Raw genomic sequence first — 21,159 nt, 5'->3', positions numbered from 1 at the left:
GAACCGGAGGTCCGGGCTCCTCTCCCTCGCCTCGCGGGGGCCCGCGGTCAGGCCAGCTCGCGGAGTGCCTCACCGATCGTCGTCAGCCCGTCGGCGATGACACCGGGCGGGGTGGCCGCGTAGCCGAGGACGAGACCGGGACGGCCGGGGCGCAGGCGGTGCCAGGACAGCGGCTGGCACTTCACGCCCCGGTCGAGCGCGGCTGCGGCGAGCTCCGTGTCGGGTACGTCCACGCCATACGTGACCGTCAGGTGCAGCCCGGCAGCCGCTCCGTGCACGACCGCACCCGGCAGGTGCTCGGCGACGGCGCCCAGCATCGCGTCGCGGCGCCGTCGGTGGCGGCCGCGCAGCATCCTCAGGTGCCGCTCCAGCTCACCGGTTTCCATCAGGCGGGCGAGGACCAGTTGGGGCAACGCGGCGTTGCCCAGGTCGGTGAAGCGTTTCGCATCGATCAGCGCGTCGCGGTAGCGGGGCGGCGGCACCATCCAGCCGATCCGCAGGGCGGGGGCGAGCAGCTTGGACACACTGCCCAGGTAGCAGACCCGGTCGGCGACCAGCGCACGCAGTGCGGGCGTCGGCGGCCGGTCGTAGCGGTGCTCCGCGTCGTAGTCGTCCTCCAGGATCAGTCCCCCGTCCGCTGTCCAGCGCAGCAGTTCGCGACGGCGCTCACCACGCGTCACCACGCCGGTGGGGAACTGGTGGGCCGGGGTGAGCAGTACCGCCCGGGCGCCGGTGGCCCGCAGTGCGTCCACCCGCACGCCGGCCTCGTCCACCGGGACCGGTGGGGTGGCCAGGGCTCCGTTCCGCAGATGCCATCGCGTGCCGAGCGAGCCGGGGTCCTCCACGGCGACACGGTCGATGCCGTCCGCCCGCAGCACGGGAGGCAGCAGGGTGAGCGCCTGAGCCGTGCCGGCGACGATCAGCACCTCCGCCGGCTGCACCAGGATGCCGCGGCTGTGCGCCAGCCAACGAGCGACGGCGCGGCGCAGCGGCATGGCGCCCCGGGGATCGCCGTAGCCGAGGTGCTCGTGGGACAGCTCGGCGAGCACGGACCGTTCGGCGCGCAGCCACGCCGCGCGGGGGAACGCGGCGAGGTCGGGCTGTCCGGGGGTGAAGTCGACGCGGGCGGGCGCGGTCCGCAGCGCGTCGAAAACATCGGCACCGGGCTCACCGGCGAACAGCCCGCCCGGTGCCGGCCGTTGGCGCACGGCCGGGCCCCGTGACGGCACGCTCCCGGCAGCGACGGCGGGGGCGGCGACCACCACGGTTCCACTGCGCCGGCGGCCCTCGACCTGGCCGTCCTCGGTCAGCCGCCGGTACGCCTCGGTGACCACCCCGCGGGAGACACGGAGTTCGGCCGCGAGCACCCGGGTGGCCGGCAGCCTGCTGCCCACCGTCAGCCGGCCGTCCGCTATGGCCTGCCGCAGCCGCCGGGTCAGCCAGTCCGCCTTGCCGCCCACGGGCGCCTCGGCGACGTCGAGTTGGAGGAAGTCGGAGCCGCGGGCCGGCGAAGGGCCGTCTGCCGACGTGACTGCTGTGATGTGTGCGGCGGCCCTGCCGCCCGCTGTTGGTACGCCCTCGTTCACCGGGGCCATCGTGACATGCACCTGCGTCCTCCGTTCTGTACAGGGCGCCGCGGGCCGTGTCAGGTGCGCCACACCTCCGGTGGCCCGGCCCGCACCGGCGGCGTGTCCGGGGTGGCCGGAACCGGATGGCGTCCGCGTGCCGGGAGTGCCCGCTCAGGCGAGCGCCAGCCGCGCGCTCAGGCCGACGAAGCAGACGGCGAACACCCGGCGGATGCCGGTCATCACGCCCGGCCGGGCGAGCACCCGGTCGCGTACGGCGGCGGCGCAGCATCCGTAGGCGGCGAAGACGACGAAGGTCAGCGCCATGAACACGGCGCTGAGCCGGAGCATGACGCCGAGGGCGCCCGGAGCACCGACGGACACGAACTGCGGCAGAAACGCGACGAAGAACATCGTGAGCTTCGGGTTGAGCAGGTTGCTCAGGACGCCGGAGGCGATCACGCGCGCCGCCGGCCTCGGCTGCTCTCCGACGACCGACGGCGCCTCCTTGTCTCGCAGCATCGCCCACGCCATGAACAGCAGGTAGCCGACACCGAGGTACTTCACCGTCTCGAAGGCGATGACGCTGGTGTGCAGCAGCGCAGCGAGCCCGGTGATGGTCGCCGTCAGATGCGGCACGATGCCGAGGGTGCAGCCGAGGGCCGCCAGCACGCTCGCTCGGCGGCCGTGGGCCAGCCCGGTGGCGAGGGTGTACATCACACCGGTGCCGGGGGTGACCACCACGACCAGGGTGGTCAGCAGGAACGCAGTACTCAACGGTGCCTCCGCACGGTTCGACGTCCCTTCAACCCTGTCTCCGCCACGGTCCGGTGGACAGAGCCACAATGCACCGGGCCGGTCGGTCCATTCGCCTCGCGACCGCGAACGGGGCGGGCGCGAGGCGGAGGGCGGAGGGCGGACCGAACGGGGACACACGGGGCCGCCGAGGCTCGCCGATCCGCCACGGATCGCGCCCCGGGCCCGAGGTCCTCAGCCCGAAGCGGATCGAAGCGCTGGTGCGTTCGGCGACGGGCGGGCACCGTCCGGTCTCCGGCGGATGACCACCGCCATGAGGCACGCGGCCCCGCACAGCGCGCCCGCGGTGTACCAGGCCGTGTCATAGGAACCCGTCACATCGCGTACCAGGCCCGTCAGGAAGGCCACCAGCCCGGCGCCCAGCTGATGGGCGGCCAGCACCCAGCCGAAGACGATCGCTCCGTCCTCGCCGAAGTGCTCGCGGCACAGGGCCACGGTGGGCGGGACCGTCGCCACCCAGTCCAGGCCGTAGAAGACGATGAAGAACAGCATCGGTGGGCGCACCGTGCCGGCCAGCAGCAAGGGCAGGAACATCAGGGAGACGCCGCGCAGGCCGTAGTACACGGCGAGCAGCCGCCGGGCGTCGCAGCGGTCGGTGAACCAGCCGGAGGCGATCGTGCCGGCGAGGTCGAAGACACCGATGACGGCGAGCAGGCCGGCTGCGGTGGTCACGGGCATGCCGTGCTCGTGTGCGGCGGGCACGAAGTGCGTCCCGATCAGACCGTTCGTGCTGGCTCCGCAGATGGCGAAGGTACCGGCCAGCAGCCAGAAGGCAGGGGTGCGGACGGCGGAGCGCAGCGCGCCCAGGGCGCGTCCCGCCGCGCCGCCGTTCTCCGGGGACGGCGCGGACGGCGGCGACGCGTGGCCGGCGCGCTCCTCGGGCCCGGCACCGTAGCGGGTGGTGCCGACGTCCCGGGGGTGGTCCCGCAACAGCCAGACGACCAGGGGGACGACGGACAGCGCGGCGAAGGTGACGGCCAGGGTCGCCGTTCGCCAGCCGTGGTGCTCGGTGAGCCAGGCGACGAGCGGCAGGAAGACGAGCTGCCCGGCGGCACCACCGGCGGTGAGCACGCCGGTGACGAGGCCGCGGCGGGCCACGAACCAGCGGTTGACCACCGTGGCGACGAACGCCAGCGCCATGGAGCCGGTGCCGAGTCCGACCAGGACGCCCCAGCACAGGACGAGCTGCCAGCTCTCGTCCATGGCGACCGTCAGTCCGCTCCCCGCGGCCACCAGGAGCAGGGCGGAGGCGACCACCCTGCGCATGCCGAACCGCTCCATGAGGGCTGCGGCGAACGGCGCCGTCAGCCCGTAGAGGACGAGGTTGACCGAGACCGCCGCCGAAATCGTGCTCCGCGGCCAGCCGAACTCCGCGTGCAGGGGATCGATCAGCACGCTGGGAGCCGCTCTGAAAGCCGCCGCGCCGACCAGCGCGATGAACGCCACAGCGGCGACCCACCAGGCGCGGTGGATACGCGCGCGGCGCTCGGCGGGGGCGGGTGGCTGCTGCTCGTCGGCCACGGGGGCCCGGGGCGTTTCGGTCGCCACGGCGGGAGGTGGCTGTTCATCGGCCGTGTGGGGAGGGGGCATCTGTGTCACGGAGCCAGCATCCGGGCCGGCGGGGAGGCACAGCGAGTGGCCCGGAGGTCATGCTTCGCTAGGATCGGGCCACGGATGAGGAGAGGGGCCACGATGCCGGAAGCGCAGCGCACGGAACGCCCACCGCGCCCCCACCGGGTCGTGGTCCTGGCGATCAGTGGGGTGATCCCGTTCGAACTCGGCATCCCCTACCGGATCTTCGGCAAGGCCCGTACCTCCGAGGGCGAAGCCCTCTACGACGTGGTGACCTGCTCCCCGGAGCCGGGACCCGTCCGTACGGATGCCGACTTCGCGATTCATGTCGAGCACGGACCGGAGGTGCTGGCCGAGGCCGACTCGGTGGTGATTCCGGCCTCCTATGAACTGGGCCCGGTCTTCGAGGAAGGCAGGCTGCCCGAACCACTGGCGGCCGCCTTCGCCCGGGTACGGCCCGGCACGCGCATGGTGTCCATCTGCACCGGCTCCTATGTGCTGGCCGCCGCCGGCTTCCTCGACGGGCGGCCCGCCACCACGCACTGGAGCAGCACCGATCACTTCCAGCGCCTCTTCCCGAAGGTCGCAGTCGACCCGGACGTCCTCTTCGTCGACGACGGGGACGTGCTCACCTCCGCGGGTGTCGCGTCCGGCATCGACCTGTGTCTGCACATCGTCCGGCGTGATCACGGCGTGTCCGTGGCCCACGATGTCGCGCGGCGCAGTGTGGTGCCGCCCCACCGGGAGGGCGGCCAGGCCCAGTTCGTCCGGCGCCCGGTGGCGGAGCCGCAGGTGGCGACCACCGCCTCGGCCCGGGCGTGGGCCCTGGAGCGATTGGAGCGCCCGATTCCGCTGCGCGAACTGGCCGAGCGGGAGTCCATGAGTCTGCGCACCTTCACGCGCCGCTTCCGGGAGGAGGTCGGGCTGAGTCCGGGCCAGTGGCTGGTGCAGCAGCGGGTGGAGCGGGCGCGGGGTCTGCTGGAGGACACGGACCTGCCGGTCGACCGTATTGCGCGCGACTGCGGATTCGGTACGGCCGCGTCGCTGCGACAGCACCTTCAGGCAGCTCTCGGCGTCTCCCCCACGGCGTACCGGCGCACCTTCCGGGCCACGTCCGGCGGGGCCGCGCCCGCGGGCGTCCGATCCGGGCCGTGACGCGGCGCTGCTGGTCCCCGGGACCGGGCCGGCCACGTCCGCCGGCTTCACCACGGCGTTCGGCATCGCCGCCGCCGTCGCGGCGCTCGGCAGCCTGCTGCCCCTCGCAGGTCGCGCCGCCTGAACCCTGCCCGCCCGCCCCGGTCCGCCGGGGCCGGGGGCAGGGGCGGGGCAGGCCGCGGCGAGCGGCCGGCTCACCGGAAACGGGCCGCGACCTCGGCGAGCCGGTCCAGGGTCGCCAGGGTCTCGGCCTCCGGCCGCGTCGGCAGGTAGAACAGCAGCCGCTCCACATCGAGCCGGGTGTACTGCTCGACGGTGCCGGGATCCTCCGGCACCGCGTAGACGGTCACCGGTACGTTCCGGTCGGCGATGCTGCGCATCCGGTCGATCAGCGGCCCCAGGTCCCGGGGCGGCACGCTGTTGGCCAGCCAGGCGTCGCCGAGAGCGGCCACCCGGGGGAAGGCCCCCTCTCCCCCGCCCACATAGATCGGCGGATGGGGGCGCTGCACCGGCTTCGGCCAGGAATGGACCGGAGCGAAGTCGACGAAGTCCCCGTGGAACTCGGCCCGCTCCCGCGTCCACAGCTCGCGCACGGCCCGGAGCCGCTCGTCCACGAGACGGCCCCGGGTGGCCGGGTCCGTGCCGTGGTTCTCCATCTCCTCCCTGTTCCAGCCGACACCGACCCCGAAGACGGCCCGCCCACCGGACACCAGGTCCAGCGAGGCGACTTCCTTGGCCGTGATGATGGGGTCCCGCTGTGCCACGAGCGCGACGCCGGTCCCGAGCAGGATCCGTTCGGTCACCGCGGCCGCGGCGGCCAGCGCGACGAACGGGTCGAGGGTGCGGTAGTAGATCTCCGGCAGCTCGCCGCCGCCCGGGTAGGGGGTGCGGCGCTCCACGGGGATGTGGGTGTGCTCGGCGATGAGCAAGGAGTCGAATCCTCGGTCCTCGACGGCGCGCCCGAGCGCGGTGGGCCCGATGCCCTGGTCGGTGATGAAGGTGGAGATACCGAACTGCACAGCGGCTTCCTCCGGTTCCGGGTTCGTGGACCGCGGGTTCGTACGGGCCGGGAGCTCACGGGGATCGCGGTCAGGGGATCACAGCCACCGGGCCCGGCGCCACGGGGCCCCGTGCGACAGCGCACCGTTCAGCCGACCGGGCCAACCTCCGCAGTGCGGGCTCTGGGCGAGAGCGCATCAGGTCGGTGCCGGCACCGGGGCCACGCGTTCCGGGTGATGTCCGGGCCGGTTGTGACGGCCTGCGCGCTGCACCAGGGGGACATTGGTTGTGGGCTGAAATATCTCTGGGCATTCATGCGCTTTACGCCAACCGACGCCCCTGTAATCGCTCATCCGCATTCATTTCCCTTGTCGGCTCGCTCACTTCCGCGCCGGAATTCGACCGGAATTCTCGCCACCGGCCACTCCCCTGACCTGCATGGATAATCTGGGGCTCCACTCTGGAGCACTGGAGAGCTGGAGAATCGATGGGATTATCTCGTAAGTTCCGGCGGGGAATCACCGAAGGCCCGACACCCGCTGATGTGCTGTCCACACCTCGCCTGCCGTACCCCGGCGGCTGGTCCGCGATGGCCTTCTCCGAGGAACTGGAACCCGGGGTGGTACTCACCCGGCCGCTCATGGGCGAGGACGTGGTTCTCTACCGGCTGCGCTCCGGTGGAATCCGCGCGGTACGGCCCTACTGTCCGCATCTGGGCGCACATCTCGGCCTGGGCGACGTCGAGGGGGACGACCTGGTGTGCCCCTTCCACCGCTTCGCGTTCGGCCCGGACGGATCGTGCGTGCGGACCGCGTACGGTTCCTCGCCGCCGAAGGCCTCGCTGGTTCACCTGCCGGTATGTGAGGTCAACGATGCCGTCTTCGTCTGGCGCCATCATGACGCCGACCGGCCGCTGTGGGACATCCCGGCCTGGCACACGGTCGGTCGTCCGCCCGCACGGCACGCCACCTGGGAAATGGCCGGCCATGCCCAGGAGGTCATGGAGAACGCCGTGGATCTGGGGCACTTCGCCGCGCTCCATGGCTGGGCCAACGCCGAACTGGCCTCTCCGGTCGTCTTCGAGGGTGTGCGGTTCCATGTGTCGATGCGCGTCACCGAGAGGTTCCCGCTGCTGGGCGAGCACCGGGTGGAGATCGAGGTCGACGGACACGGGCTCGGCGCTCTCCACACGGATGTCCGTACACCGGGGCTCGGTCTGGAGATGTGCACGCTGGTGACGGCAACCATGATCGCGCCCGGGCGGATGCAGTTCCGGCAGGCGAGCCGGTTCGCGGTGGCGGCGCCCGCCCGGTGGTCACCCCGGGCGGCGCGCCTGCTCAGCGGCACGCTCTCGTGTCTGCTGGCCCGTCCGATGTTCCGGTGGAGCTGCGACTTCACGGCCGCCGACTTCCCCATCTGGAACACCAAGGAGTACACCTCGCCCCCACGGCTCGCCCCGGGCGACGGCCCCATCGGGCCCTTCCGGCACTGGGCCCGGCAGTTCTACCCGCGGAACGTCGGCGGACAGGTGCTGCCGGGCCCAGGCACCGGCACCGGCACCGGCACCAAGAGCTCCGGCTCCAGCTCCGGCTCCGGCTCCGGCTCCGGCTCCGGCTCCGGCTCCGGCTCCGGCTCCGGGGACAGCCGTACCGTCCCGTTGCCTTCCCCGCACCTGGGCGCTGAGCACTGATGGCTCCCTCCTGATGGCTCACTGCTGATGGTTGGGTCGTGATGGCTCGGTCGTGATGGCTGAGCACTCTGTCCGTCCGCCGCCGGGTGGTTCCGGTGGCGGCTCCGGAGGGGCGTCGGGGCAGTGCCGGGCACGTGGCCGGCGGGTCGGGGTTCGACCAGTCCGACGCGGATCGCGTACCGGGCGAGCTCCAGCCGGTCCTTCAGCGCGAGTTTCTCCAGCAGGTTGGCCCGGTGCCGCTCGACGGTCTTCACGCTGATGACGAGCATGTCGGCGATCTGCTGGGAGGTGTGGCCCTCGGCGACGAGCTTGAGGATCTCCTCCTCCCGGGCGGTGATGGCCTTGGCGGGCGGGCCCCCACCATCCCGAGCGCTCTCCAGGTAGTTGCGGATGAGCGCGTTGACGGCGCCCGGGTAGAGGAACGGTTCGCCGCGCATGGTGGCGCGGCAGGCCTCGACGAGGTCGCGGTCGGCGACGGACTTCAGGACGTAGCCGGAGGCCCCGACGGCCAGGGCCTCGAAGAAGTACTGCTCGTTGTCGTACATGGTCAGGATGAGGATGCGGACGCCCGGCTGAGTGCGGGACAGTTCGCGTGCGGCCTGCAGGCCCGTCAGGCGCGGCATCGCGATGTCGAGGATGGCCAGGTCGGGCCGGTGGGTGCGGGCCGCTTCCAGGGCTTCGGCCCCGTCACCGGCCTCGGCGACGACGGTCAGGTCGGGTTCGCTGTCGAGGATGAGACGGACTCCGCGACGGACCAGGGCGTGGTCGTCGGCGAGCAGGATGCGGGTGGCGGGCGCCTCGCGCATGGTCAGTCGCTCCGGTGGGACGTGGGGACGGGGACGGTCAGGCGCAGCTCGGTTCCGCCGCCGGGGCCGGGGCCGAGGGAGAGGCGGGCGCCGACGAGGAGGGCGCGCTCGCGCATGCCCTGGATGCCGGTTCCCTCGGCGGCGCCGTCGAGGCCGCGGCCGTCGTCCCGCACCCGCAGCTCGACACCTGCGGGGGTGTGTCCGAGCGTGAGGTCGACGCGGCGGGCACCGGAGTGCCGGGCGGCGTTCGTCAGACCCTCCTGGGCCACGCGGTAGACGACGAGTTCGGCGTCGTGGCCCAGGGCGGGCAGGTCGGCGCCGATCCGGGCGCGCACTGCCGGAAGGGGGCTGGTGAATTCGTTCGCCAGGGCCTTCAGGGCCTTGGCCAGGCCGAGTTCCTCCAGGACACCGGGGCGCAGCCGGCGGGCGATGCGGCGGATCTCGTCCAGGCTGGTGCGGGTGGTCTCCTGGACCTGGCGCAGTTCCTCCCGTACGGCGGGGGGTGCGTGGCCGCCGACGCGCTTGAGTTCGAGCAGGACCGCCGTGAGGGTCTGGCCGATCTCGTCGTGCAGCTCCTGCGCGATGCGGTGGCGCTCGGCCTCCTGGGCCGACAGGGCCGCGGCGGCGCTGGCGGTGCGTTCGGCCTCCAGCCGGTCGAGCATGGTGTTGAACGTGGTGATCAGCTCCGCGATCTCGCCGCGGCCGCCGGCCACCGCGCGGTTCCCGGGGCGCAGCAGGTCGGTGGTGGTCATGGCGCGGGTGAGGCGCTGGAGCGGGGCGAGGGCGATGCGGAGCAGCACCCCGTTGGCGACGAGCATGGCGGCCAGGCCCACGGTGAGGATGGCGGCCTCGGTGAGCAGGACGGGCGTGGAGACGGTGACCGGCCCGAGCAGCAGCAGGACCGCCGCGATGGTCAGCACGACGGCGTTGAGCAGGAAGATCCGCCAGAACAAGGGCACCGGTGCTCCTTCCGTTTCCTCGGCGGTCCGCAGGTCCATGGTCGCCCGTCCCCGGCTGCCACCGGGCATGCCCGGGCCGTCGGGTCCAGCCTGGTGGGCGGCCGGGCGGCCGTCCATCGGTACCGGCCCCCATGCGGGGCGCGGACATGGGGCCCGGACCCCGGGAAAATGGGTGCCGGCACCGATGGTGGCGGGCGCACACGGCGTGTGACGGTGGTGGCAACCCGCTGACCCCGTCCTCGGGAGGAGCGATGGCACCCGTCGACGCCCGGCCGCTGAGCGGTCGCGAGGAGCTGCCGGCCGATCGCGGGGGCCGGTCGACGGGGCGGAACGATCCGCGCCGGGTCCATGAGCGGGCCGCGGGGCGCTCCGGTCTTCCCGCGGGGCGTCCGCGCCCGGCGCGGAAGCAGCGCCGACGGCTGACGGCCCTGGGGCTGCCGGCCGTCGCCGTCGCCCTGGTGGTCACCGGGCTGCTGCTGCCTCAGGCCCTGCTGCTGGCCGCCGGACTGGCCACGGCGGGGGCGGCGGCGCACCTGTTCATGCCCGGGCCCACCGGCCGGGACGGCGGACCGGATCCGCCGGCGCAATGACGTGCTCCGGCCGGTGCCGGCGCCTCGACCCAGGGAGGACGTATCCGACCCGTCAGCCGTACCCCGGCGCGACCCGTGCCACGGAAGGTGGTGACCCGTGGGACATGCTGACACGCTGCTCGCCATGGGCGGTGCCTTCCTGGCTGCCGCCGTACTCGCCCGCCTCGGCAGCCGGATCGGCCTGCCGACCATCCCGCTGTTCATGCTCGGGGGCATTCTGCTCGGCCCCCATACTCCGGGGCTCGTGCTGGTCGAGGACGCGCACGACTTCGAGATGCTCTCCGCGCTCGGCCTGGTCCTGCTGCTCTTCTACCTCGGGCTGGAGTTCCACCTCGACGACCTCCGCAGCGGCGGCCGGCGCCTGCTGAGCGCGGGCGGCATCTATCTGCTGCTGAACGTGGGGACGGGCCTGGGCTTCGGACTGGCCCTGGGCTGGGGGACGCGGGAGGCCCTGGTCCTCGCCGGAGTGCTGGGCATATCCTCGTCCGCGATCGTCACCAAGATCCTCATCGATCTGGGCCGGCTCGGACGCCCGGACACGCGGCTGATCCTGGGCGTGATCGTCGTGGAGGACATCTTCCTCGCCCTGTATCTGGCCGCTCTCCAGCCGGTCATCAGCGGTGCCCAGGGCCCCGGAGAGACGGTGCTGCAGGCGTCGAAGGCGTTCGGATTCCTGCTGGTGCTGGCCGCGGCGGCCCGGTTCGGCACCCGGCTGATCGGCCGGCTGATCGCGGTGCGCGACAACGAACTGCTGGTCATCAGCTTCCTCGGCGCCGCGGTGCTGATCGCCGGTGTCTCCGAGGTGCTCGGGGTCGCCGATGCCATCGGCGCCTTCATGGTCGGCCTGATCCTCGCCGGTACCTCCTCCGGGCCGCGGGTCCGGGAGCTCGTGCACCCGCTGCGCGACGCCTTCGCGGCGATCTTCTTCTTCGCGTTCGGGCTGGCCATCGACCCCGGGGACGTCGTCTCGGTGGCCGGACCGGTCGCCGCCGCCGTCGGGCTGACGGTGCTGATGAACGTGACGGCGGGGCTGCTGGTCGCCCGGCTCTACCGCTACGGGCCCCGGACCGCCGCGGACATCGCGACCACTCTGCTCGCGCGCGGCGAGTTCGCGCTGATCCTCGCGGCGATGGCGGCCGGTGCGGGGCTCGACGGCCGGCTCTCCCCGTTCATCGCCGGGTACGTCCTCGTGCTGGCCGTCCTCGGTCCGGTGTTCGCCGGCCGGGCGCAGCTGCTCGCGCGGGCGCTGCGGGCGGCGCAGGCGCGGCTGCCCGGCAGCCGGTCCCGCCCGTCGTTTCCGGCCGCGGGGGCGGCGCGGGACGCGTGGCAGGCCGCGGAGCCGGACGGGCAAGAGTCCGCGGAGCCGGACGGGCAAGAGTCCGCGGAGCCGGACGAGCGGGGGTCCGGGGCGGGCGAGTGCTGCCGGACGGCCTCATCAGTTCCGCCCGTGCAACAGGTTGAAGCGGAACGATAAGGCCGCCGACGACTCGCCGAGGCGGGGGGCGGCCAAGAGGTCGAACGGAGTGCCTGCGCACGGCCGGCACCGCTGCCCTCGGTGTACCGGACGGGCGGTCGGCAGCGGTGCCGGTCCGTCATTCACGGCCCCGGGACGGGCCAGGGTGTGCGGCCGTCGCCGTGGCCGTGCCGCGGCTCCTTCCGCGCGGCGCATGCACGCGTCGCGGTTCCCTCCGCAACAGCGCCTTCACACGCCGCGGGCAGCGGCGAAGTAGGCGTTGGAGGAGGGAAGGAACAACAGCGCTGCGGCGGCGGCCAACAACAGGTCCGAGGGCAGGTCGGAGAGCAGCACGTCATGGATCAGCCAGGTGCCGGTCAGCCGGTCGAAGCCGTTCATGCTCAGGCTGTTGAGGACGAAGAGCACGCTGAGCGCGGCGAGGCCGGCCAGCACGATCCGGGCCCAGTTCCGTCCCGCGCGCATCCTGAGCAGGCAGAACAGCCACACTCCGCTGATCACGAGCAAGGCCCCCGCGGAGAGGGCCAGTTGCACGAGGGCGTCCTGCCGTCCCACTTCCTGCCGCATCTCGTCGAAGCCGGTGGGGCGTACGACGAAGGCGCCCAGCACCCAGACCACCCAGTTCACGGCGATCGCCAGGAGCGAGAGCCGGAAGGCCCCGGCCACTTCCCTCGGACGTCCGGTCCGGTCCACTGCCGCTCCGATCACTCGTCTTCCCCTCCGATGACAGCGCGGCCACTGCCGGTCCGGGCCGCGTACGGGTCAGCCCCTGAGACATCGGTCCGGGCCCGGAGGTTGCTTCCGGGCGGCTATCAGGTGACGGAACCCGCGGGTGCGCCGAGGGCGCCGGCGTGGGCGTTCTCGCCGCCTCCGGCGTCGTTCCGGGGCCGTGGTCCCCGCTCCGGCGCCTGCGCTGCGGATGCCTCACCGTGCCGTTGCCGGATGGCGGCGCCGGTCAGCTCCATCAGCCGTCGGCGGGCCTCGGGGTCGTAGGCCTGGTCGTGCGCCCGGGCGTCGGTGAACCGGTCGAAGTAGCGGCCCGTGGTGGAGGCGAGGCCGGGATCGAGCAGCAGCCGCACCGTGGGCCGCACCCCTTCGTCGACGGTGGTGGCCGGCGTCAGCCCGTACGCGCGCACCCCCTCGGTGTCCATCAGGTGCGCGGGGTGGAGCGCGTTCACCGTGACACCGGTTCCGTCGAGTTCGGCGGCCAGCTCGAAGGTGGCCATGATCATGGCGAGTTTGCTGCGGCAGTAGGCGCGCAGTCCCTCGTAGTCCCGGTCCAGCATGACGTCGTCGAAGTCGACGGCCTCCTGCCCGATAGAGGCCACGTTGACCACTCGGGCGGGGGCCGAGGCAATGAGCAGCGGCACCAGAGCGCGGGTGAGGGCGCAGGGGGCGAGGTGGTTCACGGCGAAGCGCAGCTCGTGCCCCTGGCGGCTCAGCTCGCGGCGCAGCGGCTCGGCACCGCCGCCGGCCACGGCGTTGTTGACCAGCCCGTCGAGCCTGGGCTCGTCGGCGAGTATGCGGGCGGCCATCGCCTGGACCTGGTCCAGGTCGGACAGGTCGGCGAGTGTGGTGCGAACGGCCCCGCCCCGGGCGGCGGAGCGCACGTCGGCCGCGAGGGCGTGGAGCCGGGTGCGGTCGCGGCCGTGCAGCAGCACCGTCTCGCCCCGGGCGGCGAGGTCGAGGGCGATGCCACGGCCCAGGCCCTGGGTCGCACCGGTGATGAGGAACGTTCGTCGGGTCATGCCGCTCACCCTGTCAGCGCAGGGCGGCCGGTGCGGAGGGTGTGTTGCCGCTGGTGCTGTCACCACCAGGCACGGGGCCGGTCCCGGGGGGGGCGGTGTCGGTCTCCCGGGGCCGGACGGGTCCGCCGCTCCGGGGCCGCGGCCTCGAAGCCCGCCAAGACGACGGCCTCACGAACCCGCGAGGGCGCCCGACCGTCCCGGTGCGCTCCGCCCCGCCAGGCCTCGGCCGAGGGGTGCCCTGGCCACCGGCGGGGCTCGGACGCCCCTCCCCCGCCGGTGCTCCGTACGGACCACACCCGGGCCCGCGGCCGTGTCGCCCGACGGTCCGCGGCCCGGGATGCCGTTTGCTGCTGGGAGCCGTGTGAAGGAGGACTCGTGGCGAATGTCCTGGTGGCGGACGACGACGCCGATATCCGCGACCTCGTGACGTTCAAGCTCACGCAGTCCGGCCATGCGGTGGTCTCCGTGGAGGACGGGCCGTCGGCACTGGCCGCGGCCCGGGAGGACGGTGTGAGCATCGCGCTCCTCGACATCCGGATGCCCGGCATGTCCGGGCTGGACGTCTGCCGGGAGCTGCGGTCCGCGCCGGAGACGTCGTCCCTGCCGATCATCCTGCTCACCGCGCGCTCCCAGGAGGGCGATGTGGAGACCGGGTTCGCCGCCGGGGCCGACGACTACATCGTGAAGCCGTTCAGTCCCCGGGAGCTGGCGAGCCGGGTCTCGGCGCTGCTCGCCCGAGCCGGCAGATGACGGCCGTCCTCACCGGGGCGGTCTTTCTGGCGGCCATGCTGGCGGTGGTGGCGGGGCTCGGGCTGTTCATCGTCGGAGTACGGCTCCTCCGGCTGGTCCGGGAGCGCCGCCGGGCGCGGCTCACGGCGCCGCTGCGCATCCTCCTCATCGAGTTGACCTGCGAGGACGAAGCGGAGGAGACGGCTGCCGCGCGGCAGTTGGCCGGGCTGGACCGGCGCCGGTGGGCGGCGCTCGAACCGATGGCGTCGGCTCTGCTGGGGAAGGTGACCGGGCGGGCGCGCACCGCGCTGGTCGGGGTGTTCGAGCGGCACGGCGCGGTGGAGCAGGCCCGCGCCCGGCTGCGGCGCCACGGTTCGGTCGGCCGGGCCCGGGCCGCCGAACTGCTCGGCAGCCTCGGTCACCGGGAGGCGGCGCCGGCGCTGATCCCCCTGTTGCACAGCCGCGATCCGGACCTGCGGGCCACCGCCGCCCGCGCCCTGGGCCGGCTCGGCGACGCGGGCGCGGTGCCCGCCCTGCTGGACTGTCTGAGCGGCCGGCGCCGGGTGCCGCCGCCCGTGGTCACCGAGGCCCTGGTCGGACTGGGCCCGGGGGCCGAGGGCGCGATCGCCGCCGGCCTGCGGCACTCCGACGCCCTGGCCCGGGCGGTGGCCGTCGAGGCGCTGGCGGCCACCGGCTCGCCGGCGCAGACCGACGCCCTCGCCGCCGTCCTCACCGGCGACCCCTCGCCGGAGGTCAGGGTCCGTGCCGCGCGGGCGCTGGGCACGATCGGCGCGCCCGGGGGCCTCGAACCGCTCCTCGATGCGGTGGACCCCGCGCGTCCGACGGTCCTGCGGGCTGCCGCCTCCGAGGCGCTGGGCAGCATGGGCGCCGTCGGCACCGCGCCCCGGCTGCGCGCCCTCCTCGCGGATCCGGCCCACCGGGTGGCCGCCGCCGCGGCCGCGGCCCTGGACCGGCTCGGGTCCGCCGGCCACCAGGAGCTGGAGGTGGCCGCCCGGGGCGGCGACGGGCCGCGGGCCGCCGCGCACGCCGTCGCCGTCCTGGCCGAAGCGGCCCTGCCCGCCGCGCAGTCCGCGTCGGACACCGCGGGGACGGCGTGGTGAGCGCCGGCCCGGCGGCCGGGGTGCCGGGCCCGCTGGGCGGGGTGCTGTCGGTCACCGACACCGGGATCCTCTGGTACTTCTTCATCGTCAACAGCGCCTATCTGCTGCTCATTCTGCTGGCCTCCGTGGACTTCGCCCGGCTGCTGCGGCGGGCCCCCGTCGCCGGCCACGACGAGATCGCGACCAGCCGCTTCACCACCCCGGTCTCGCTGATCGTGCCCGCCTACAACGAGGAGGCCGGCATCAGCGAGGCGGTGCGGGCGATGCTGCTGCTGCGCTATCCGCGGCTGGAGATCGTGGTGGTCGACGACGGCTCCGCCGACGGCACCCTCGACGCGCTGCGGGAGGCGTTCGATCTCGCGGAGGTCCCGCGGGTGGTGCCGGAGGACGTGCCGATGCGCGGCCCGGTGGAGTCGGTCTGGGTCCCGCGGGTCAGCCCGCATCCGCTGGTCGTGGTGCGGAAGAAGAACGGCGGCAAGGCCGACGCCCTGAACGTCGGCCTCAATGTGGCCCGTCACCCGCTGGTGTGCATGGTCGACGCGGACTCGGTGCTGGACGCCGAGGCGCTGCTGTCCGCCGCCAAGCCGCTGCTCGACGATCCGCTGCGGGTGGTGGCCTGCGGGGGCGTGGTCGGGATCGCCAACGGCTGCAGCGTCATGGCCGGGCGGGTCGTGGAGGTCCGGATGCCCCGGGAGCGGCTGGTCCGGATCCAGACGGTGGAGTACCTGCGGGCCTTCCTGCTGGGCCGTACCGGCTGGTCGAAGGTGGGCGGGCTGCTCGTCATCGCCGGTGCCTTCGGTGTGTTCCGGCGGGAGGCCGTCGTCGGCGTCGGGGGCATGGACCCGGACTGCATCGGCGAGGACGCCGAAGTGGTCGTCAGGCTGCACCGGCGGATGCGGGAACAGCGCCGGGACTACCGCATCGTCTTCGTCAGCGAGCCCGTGTCGTGGAGCGAGGCCCCGTCGACCGCCCGGGTGCTGGCGCGTCAGCGGCGGCGCTGGCACCGGGGGCTGACCGAGATCCTGCTCAAGCACCGGCGCATGATCGGCAACCCCCGCTACGGGCGCGTCGGGCTGCTGGCGCTGCCGTTCTACGTCCTGTTCGAACTGCTCGCGCCGGTGGTCGAGGTGCTCGGTCTCGTCCTGGTTCCGCTCAGTGTGGCCTTCGGGGCGGTCGACCCGTCGTTCCTGTGGCGGTTCCTGCTGCTGACCTACGCCTACGCCGTGCTGGTCAGTCTGGTCGCGGTGGCGGCGGAGGAGTACGCCTTCCACCGCTTCGCGGGCTGGCGGGACGTCGGCCAGCTGCTCGTCGCGGCCGTCGCCGAGAACCTGGGCTACCGCCAGTTCCTCGCGGTCGCCCAGCTGCGGGGTATCTGGGACGCGCTGCGCGGTACGCGTCAGGTCTGGGGCTCCATGCCGCGGCAGGGGTTCGCCTCGGCGCCCGCACGGAAGGAGGACGCGCGGTGACACGGTCCGACGACGACAGGGATCCGCGGCGGGAGCGGCCGGTGACCGTGGCCCGCCGGCTGGGCGGAGCCTTCGGGCTGGTGATCTTTCTGCTGGTGGTGGTCGGTGCCGGCTCGCTGTTCACGGCCTGGTACCAGGACCGTACGGTCGTCGACCTCACCCAGCACGTCGGGCCACTGCAGAACGCCAACGTCCAGCTGCGCACCACCCTGGGCGACACCCAACGCTCCCTGCGCAACTACCTCCTGGTGGGGAATCCCACCGAGCTCCGGTCCTACCGGCAGCAACGGGCGGCCCTGCCGGGGGTGTTCCGGGAGGCCCGGCGGTACGACGTGCCGGACACCGAGCGCCTTCTCGACCTGCAGGAGCAGCAGGCCGACCGGTACCTGCGGCAGGCCGCGCCGGGTGAGCGGCTGCGGCCGGGCAGCCCGCAGGCCCTGGACCTGGCGGGCCGGCTGGGCACCTCGTTCTGGGTCTTCCGGGAGACGAACGGCGAACTCGACGACCGGCTGCTGCACGAGCTCGCCGTGCTGCGGAACCGCACGCGGAGCACCGTCCGGGTCACCGCCGCCGCCACCGGGGGCCTCGTCGCCGCGACGGTGGTCCTCGCCCTGGTCGCAGCGGTGCGCACCACCCGCTGGCTCACCCATCCCCTGGAGCGGGTGCGGGCGACGCTGGCCCGGCTCACGGCGGGGCAGCACGACGCCCGCGCACCGGTGTCGCGGCCCGCCGAGATCCGGGATCTGGCGCATTCGGTGAACGCGCTGGCCGACGAGGGCGACCGGCTGCGCGGCCTGGAGGCGGAGCGCGCGCGGCTGGCCGATGTGGCGCGGGACGCCGGGCGGCGCGTCCGTTCCCACCTCGAGGCCGGGGCCGTGCTCCGCGAGGGGGTCAGCGCCCTCGGCCCGGGCATGCGGGCCGAGCACGTCCTGCTGCTCCTCGCCGAGGACGACACCGAGGACGTTCCGGTGGTCCAGGGGTGGAGCGCCGAGCACGGTCTCGTGCCGGAGGAGGAACTGCGCCGGCTGCCGCGCGTCCCGCACGACGCCATCCCGCCGTCCACCGGCAGCGGCGCGACGTTCCGGATCGACGACGTCCGGCCCTACCTCGCCGAGCGGCAACCGGTGCCGGGCGCTCCGGGCGTCTACGGCACGCACGGCTTCCCCGCCGAGGTCCGCGGCGCCATGACCGAGCTCGGTGCCCGTTCGGTCGCCGTGTCGCCGTTCCGTTCGGGCTCGGAAGTGACGGGGTGTCTGATCCTGCTGCGCAGCGGTCCGGACGCCGGCTGGGGCGACGTCGAGATCGACACCCTGGAGTCGGTGGCCACCGACCTGGGCCGGGCCCTGCAGCACGCCCGGCTGTACGCCCAGGAGGGCCGCCTCGTGGAGGAGCTGCGGGCGCTGGACAAGGCCAAGTCCGACTTCCTGTCGACCGTCTCCCATGAGCTCCGCACGCCGCTGACCAGCATCGCCGGGTATGTGGAGCTGTTGCTGGACGAGGACACCGGAGAGCTGGCCGCGCCGCAGCGCCGGGCGCTGGATGTGGTGGAGCGCAACACCGTGAGGCTGCGGACGATGATCGAGGACCTGCTGACCCTCTCCCGCATCGAGGCGGGCAGCTACAAGGGGATCAAGCAGGTGGTGGATGTGTGCGGCATCGTCGAGGCCGTCACCGACGCGATGCGCCCCCAGGCGCAGGACAAGGACGTCGAACTGCGGTCCGCCTGTGCGCTGGAGCCGCTGACCGCGAACGCCGACCCGGACCAGCTGGACCGCATGCTGATGAACCTGATGTCCAACGCGGTGAAGTTCACGCCGCGCGGCGGCACGGTGACGATCCGGGCGGTCCGGACGGGGCCGGATGTGGACCTGATCGTCCAGGACACGGGCATCGGGATCCCGGAGTCGGAGCAGAAGCACCTGTTCACCCGGTTCTTCCGGGCGTCCAACGCGTCGGGCCTCGCGGTCCCGGGGACCGGGCTGGGTCTGACGATCGTGCGGACGATCGTCGCCAACCACGGGGGCGACCTCAGCATCGACTCGCGGGAGGGCGAGGGCACCACGGTCACCGTGCGGCTGCCGCTCGCCGCGGAGGAGCACGAGCGGGAGACGGCCGTGCAGGAACGCTGACCGGGCCGGGCGAGGGGTACGGCGGCCCGCTCCGCCGTGCCCGTCGGGCCGTTGCCGACTACGCGTCAGGGCGAGCGAACGAGCACGGACTCAACGGCGGTCGGTACAGCGGTCCCGTTCCGGGCGCTCAGTACAAGGCGTCGAGCCGGTCGACGACGGCCCGCAGTTCGCGAGCCCGGCGCCGGGACATTCCGAGGATGACGGATTCCAGGAACTCGCGTGCCTCGTAAGGGTTTCCGCAGCACTCCCAGATGCCGCAGGCGCCGTCCTCGTACGGGGTCCAGAGCCTGTGGTACGGGTGCCGCACGAACGCGCCCCACATCGCGAGTGCGTCGGCCGTGACGCCGGCCCAGAGGTGGTTCCGGCTGTTCTCGACCCTGGCGATCTCGGCGAGCGCCGGCGAGGAGAGGCCGGCGATGACGGGCCGGCGGGTGAGCCGGCTCCGTGGGCGCTGTCGGGCGCGCACCTGCCCCGGCCGGTTACGCGGCATCAGCCTTTCGGTTGGCGTTCATGCCGCGATCCTCGCAGTGGGTCCCGCGTCATGTCACCTCATATATCGGCCCGTTGGTGCGGTGCGGCTGCCCGGCCAGGCCGGAGCCGATGCCGGATTCCCTGCTCCGGGATTCACGGTGGGAGGAGGCACCGCGGACCTGTCGTGGCGGCAGCGGGAGCGCCGTGCAGGACGTCCGGAGGACAGACAGGTCCACGGCGGGTGCCCGCAGGAGGGGCCGCGGCGGGCCGTCCGCATTCTTAGCGGCATGTTAGATCTGGCGGCCGAACCTTGTCCCGGCACGGTGGCGCGCGCATGCTCTGGGCACATCATCACCCCGTCGACCAGGGGTCTTCTCACCGGGAGCCGCCATGTCACCGTCCGCCAACGTGCCCAGAACACCGCCCGGCGGCGAGCGCGCGAAGCGACGACTCGCCCTGATCGGCGGATCGCTCGGCAACCTCGTCGAGTGGTACGACTGGTTCGTCTACGCCACCTTCGCGATCTACTTCGCCGACTCGTTCTTCCCCGGTGACAACCCCACCACCCAACTGATGAACACCGCGGGGATCTTCGCGGTCGGCTTCCTGATGCGGCCGGTCGGAGGCTGGATCCTCGGGCGGGCCGCGGACCGCCACGGCCGGAAGAGCGCGCTCACCCTCACGGTCGCCATGATGTCGGCGGCCGCCCTGCTCATCGCCGTCGCCCCCACCTACGACCAGGCGGGCTACTTCGGCGCGCTGGTCCTGCTGCTGGCGCGGCTCCTGCAGGGCATGAGCATCGGCGGCGAGTACGCCGCGAGCGCCACCTACCTGACCGAGGCGTCGGGCCGCGGCCGCCGGGGGCTGGGCTCGTCCATGCAGTACGTGTCGATGACCACCGGCCAGCTGCTCGGCCTGGGCATCCTGATCACCATGCAGCACACCCTCACCAAGGACGAGCTGGAGGGCTGGGGCTGGCGGATCCCGTTCGTGCTGGGGGCGCTCTTCGCCGTGGTGGTCTTCTGGCTGCGGCGCCGCCTGCAGGAGACCGAGGCGTTCACCGAGGCGTCCGGGGAGGGGAGCGACGCCCGCGAACGCGGCTCGCTGAAGGTCCTGTGGCAGCACCGGCGCCAGGCGTTCCTGGTCATGGCGCTCACTCTCGGTGGCACGGTGGCCTACTACACGTACACCACGTACCTCACCAAGTACCTGATCGGCAGCGCGGGCATGGAGAAGTCCACCGCGACGCTGGTGAGCTTCACCTCGCTGACGGTCTTCGCCGTGCTGCAGCCCTTCGCGGGAGCGCTGTCGGACCGGATCGGCCGGCGCCCGCTGCTGATCACCTTCGCCGTCGGCTGCACCGTCGGCACCTACCCGATCATGACCGCCCTGCGGTCGGCGTCGTCGTACTGGTCGGCGCTGGGGCTGTCGCTGATCGCCCTGGTGATCGTCACCGGATACACGTCGATCAACGCCGCCGTGAAGGCGGAACTGTTCCCCACCGGGGTGCGCGCCCTGGGCGTGGCACTGCCCTACTCGATCGCCAACGCGCTCTTCGGCGGCACGGCGGAGTACGTGGCGCTGTGGTTCAAGGACGCGGGCATGGAGACGATGTTCTTCTGGTACGTCTCCGGGTGCGCGCTGGTCTCCCTGGTCACCTATGTGCTGATGCCGGAGACCCGCCACGCCACGCTCAGCCGGGCCGAGGCCGGGGCCGCCCCGGCCGAGGGGGCCGGGCCGGCCGACCGGCCGGGCCCGGCGGTGGAAGCCAAGGTCTGACCCTCCCCACAGCCGCGACCGGCAGGCCGGGTGGGCACGGTGCCGTCCGTGCCCCGGCCTGCCGGTCGCCTCTTCCGCAAACCCGGCCGATGG

The 21,159-nt window shown here is 73.3% G+C and carries 17 protein-coding genes and 1 pseudogene; 9 read left to right on the top strand and 9 right to left on the bottom strand.

The features are described 5' to 3' along the window. Window positions 1-47 precede the first annotated feature (47 nt). The 3 genes from pdxR to AC3EQ1_RS06670 form a co-directional block, all read right to left on the bottom strand. Window positions 48-1,595 (bottom strand): MocR-like pyridoxine biosynthesis transcription factor PdxR, encoded by a 1,548-nt coding sequence (pdxR, locus tag AC3EQ1_RS06680; RefSeq protein WP_432093370.1) that lies wholly within the window; start codon window positions 1,593-1,595, stop codon window positions 48-50. Window positions 1,596-1,739: 144 nt separating this feature from the next. Next, on the bottom strand, window positions 1,740-2,342 hold the full coding sequence (locus AC3EQ1_RS06675) for a LysE family translocator (protein ID WP_432093335.1): 603 nt from the start codon (window positions 2,340-2,342) through the stop codon (window positions 1,740-1,742). 213 nt (window positions 2,343-2,555) lie between these two features. Then, the gene (locus tag AC3EQ1_RS06670; RefSeq protein WP_432093369.1) at window positions 2,556-3,971 is read right to left on the bottom strand and encodes an MFS transporter; all 1,416 of its coding nucleotides are present in this window, start codon (window positions 3,969-3,971) and stop codon (window positions 2,556-2,558) included. A gap of 102 nt (window positions 3,972-4,073) precedes the next feature. Here AC3EQ1_RS06670 and AC3EQ1_RS06665 point away from each other — a divergent pair, with 102 nt between their 5' ends. Beyond that, the gene (locus tag AC3EQ1_RS06665) at window positions 4,074-5,108 is read left to right on the top strand and encodes a GlxA family transcriptional regulator (protein ID WP_432093334.1); all 1,035 of its coding nucleotides are present in this window, start codon (window positions 4,074-4,076) and stop codon (window positions 5,106-5,108) included. A gap of 194 nt (window positions 5,109-5,302) precedes the next feature. Here the strand turns inward: AC3EQ1_RS06665 and AC3EQ1_RS06660 are convergent, their stop codons facing one another. Continuing rightward, a complete protein-coding gene (locus AC3EQ1_RS06660) occupies window positions 5,303-6,127 on the bottom strand; it encodes an LLM class F420-dependent oxidoreductase (RefSeq protein ID WP_432093333.1) in 825 nt (274 codons plus the stop codon). A 467-nt stretch (window positions 6,128-6,594) separates the two neighbouring features. Here AC3EQ1_RS06660 and AC3EQ1_RS06655 point away from each other — a divergent pair, with 467 nt between their 5' ends. Beyond that, window positions 6,595-7,797, top strand: coding sequence for a Rieske 2Fe-2S domain-containing protein (locus AC3EQ1_RS06655; protein ID WP_432093332.1), 1,203 nt, complete (start codon window positions 6,595-6,597; stop codon window positions 7,795-7,797). A gap of 149 nt (window positions 7,798-7,946) precedes the next feature. Here AC3EQ1_RS06655 and AC3EQ1_RS06650 read toward each other — a convergent pair. Next, window positions 7,947-8,603, bottom strand: a pseudogene (locus AC3EQ1_RS06650) (response regulator); the annotation flags it as partial. A gap of 2 nt (window positions 8,604-8,605) precedes the next feature. Continuing rightward, window positions 8,606-9,562, bottom strand: a complete 957-nt coding sequence (locus AC3EQ1_RS06645; RefSeq protein WP_432093331.1) for a HAMP domain-containing sensor histidine kinase — start codon at window positions 9,560-9,562, stop codon at window positions 8,606-8,608. A 251-nt stretch (window positions 9,563-9,813) separates the two neighbouring features. Here AC3EQ1_RS06645 and AC3EQ1_RS06640 point away from each other — a divergent pair, with 251 nt between their 5' ends. Together AC3EQ1_RS06640 and AC3EQ1_RS06635 are read left to right on the top strand one after the other, a co-directional pair. Continuing rightward, window positions 9,814-10,152: a hypothetical protein gene (locus AC3EQ1_RS06640; RefSeq protein WP_432093330.1), complete on the top strand. Its 339-nt coding sequence runs from the start codon at window positions 9,814-9,816 to the stop codon at window positions 10,150-10,152. A gap of 97 nt (window positions 10,153-10,249) precedes the next feature. Beyond that, window positions 10,250-11,626, top strand: a complete 1,377-nt coding sequence (locus AC3EQ1_RS06635; RefSeq protein WP_432093329.1) for a cation:proton antiporter — start codon at window positions 10,250-10,252, stop codon at window positions 11,624-11,626. A gap of 228 nt (window positions 11,627-11,854) precedes the next feature. On the opposite strand, the gene AC3EQ1_RS06630 is transcribed toward AC3EQ1_RS06635, so the two are convergent. Next, window positions 11,855-12,331, bottom strand: coding sequence for a hypothetical protein (locus tag AC3EQ1_RS06630; protein WP_432093328.1), 477 nt, complete (start codon window positions 12,329-12,331; stop codon window positions 11,855-11,857). 104 nt (window positions 12,332-12,435) lie between these two features. Next, on the bottom strand, window positions 12,436-13,371 hold the full coding sequence (locus AC3EQ1_RS06625) for an SDR family NAD(P)-dependent oxidoreductase (protein WP_432093327.1): 936 nt from the start codon (window positions 13,369-13,371) through the stop codon (window positions 12,436-12,438). 375 nt (window positions 13,372-13,746) lie between these two features. On the opposite strand from AC3EQ1_RS06625, the gene AC3EQ1_RS06620 reads away from it, so the two are divergent. From AC3EQ1_RS06620 to AC3EQ1_RS06605, 4 genes are read left to right on the top strand one after another with little or no spacing between them, the layout of a single operon-like run. Then, the gene (locus AC3EQ1_RS06620) at window positions 13,747-14,121 is read left to right on the top strand and encodes a response regulator transcription factor (RefSeq protein WP_432093326.1); all 375 of its coding nucleotides are present in this window, start codon (window positions 13,747-13,749) and stop codon (window positions 14,119-14,121) included. Continuing rightward, window positions 14,118-15,221, top strand: coding sequence for a HEAT repeat domain-containing protein (locus AC3EQ1_RS06615; protein WP_432093325.1), 1,104 nt, complete (start codon window positions 14,118-14,120; stop codon window positions 15,219-15,221). Before AC3EQ1_RS06620 ends, AC3EQ1_RS06615 begins: the two co-directional genes overlap by 4 nt. Next, window positions 15,218-16,687 (top strand): glycosyltransferase family 2 protein, encoded by a 1,470-nt coding sequence (locus AC3EQ1_RS06610; protein ID WP_432093324.1) that lies wholly within the window; start codon window positions 15,218-15,220, stop codon window positions 16,685-16,687. The genes AC3EQ1_RS06615 and AC3EQ1_RS06610 overlap by 4 nt, the downstream gene beginning before the upstream one ends. Next, window positions 16,684-18,816 carry an ATP-binding protein gene (locus tag AC3EQ1_RS06605; protein ID WP_432093323.1) on the top strand — a complete coding sequence of 711 codons (2,133 nt, stop codon included), beginning with the start codon at window positions 16,684-16,686 and terminating at the stop codon, window positions 18,814-18,816. The genes AC3EQ1_RS06610 and AC3EQ1_RS06605 overlap by 4 nt, the downstream gene beginning before the upstream one ends. A gap of 127 nt (window positions 18,817-18,943) precedes the next feature. Here the strand turns inward: AC3EQ1_RS06605 and AC3EQ1_RS06600 are convergent, their stop codons facing one another. Continuing rightward, window positions 18,944-19,306 carry a hypothetical protein gene (locus AC3EQ1_RS06600; protein WP_432093322.1) on the bottom strand — a complete coding sequence of 121 codons (363 nt, stop codon included), beginning with the start codon at window positions 19,304-19,306 and terminating at the stop codon, window positions 18,944-18,946. A gap of 371 nt (window positions 19,307-19,677) precedes the next feature. Here AC3EQ1_RS06600 and AC3EQ1_RS06595 point away from each other — a divergent pair, with 371 nt between their 5' ends. Beyond that, a complete protein-coding gene (locus AC3EQ1_RS06595; RefSeq protein ID WP_432093321.1) occupies window positions 19,678-21,066 on the top strand; it encodes an MFS transporter in 1,389 nt (462 codons plus the stop codon). Window positions 21,067-21,159 lie beyond the last annotated feature (93 nt).

The organism is Streptomyces sp. bgisy100, assembly GCF_057709105.1.
Note: the sequence above shows the minus strand (reverse complement) of the source record. Positions and strands in the feature narration are given on the sequence as shown.

Excerpts from the sequence above, each read along its gene's own strand:
- pdxR (WP_432093370.1), bottom strand. The coding sequence starts at position 1,595 with ATGGCCCCGGTGAACGAGGGCGTACCAACAGCGGGCGGCAGGGCCGCC.
- AC3EQ1_RS06665 (WP_432093334.1), top strand. The coding sequence starts at position 4,074 with ATGCCGGAAGCGCAGCGCACGGAACGCCCACCGCGCCCCCACCGGGTC.
- AC3EQ1_RS06600 (WP_432093322.1), bottom strand. The coding sequence starts at position 19,306 with ATGCCGCGTAACCGGCCGGGGCAGGTGCGCGCCCGACAGCGCCCACGG.
- AC3EQ1_RS06625 (WP_432093327.1), bottom strand. The coding sequence starts at position 13,371 with ATGACCCGACGAACGTTCCTCATCACCGGTGCGACCCAGGGCCTGGGC.
- AC3EQ1_RS06595 (WP_432093321.1), top strand. The coding sequence starts at position 19,678 with ATGTCACCGTCCGCCAACGTGCCCAGAACACCGCCCGGCGGCGAGCGC.
- AC3EQ1_RS06615 (WP_432093325.1), top strand. The coding sequence starts at position 14,118 with ATGACGGCCGTCCTCACCGGGGCGGTCTTTCTGGCGGCCATGCTGGCG.
- AC3EQ1_RS06670 (WP_432093369.1), bottom strand. The coding sequence starts at position 3,971 with ATGCCCCCTCCCCACACGGCCGATGAACAGCCACCTCCCGCCGTGGCG.
- AC3EQ1_RS06640 (WP_432093330.1), top strand. The coding sequence starts at position 9,814 with ATGGCACCCGTCGACGCCCGGCCGCTGAGCGGTCGCGAGGAGCTGCCG.
- AC3EQ1_RS06655 (WP_432093332.1), top strand. The coding sequence starts at position 6,595 with ATGGGATTATCTCGTAAGTTCCGGCGGGGAATCACCGAAGGCCCGACA.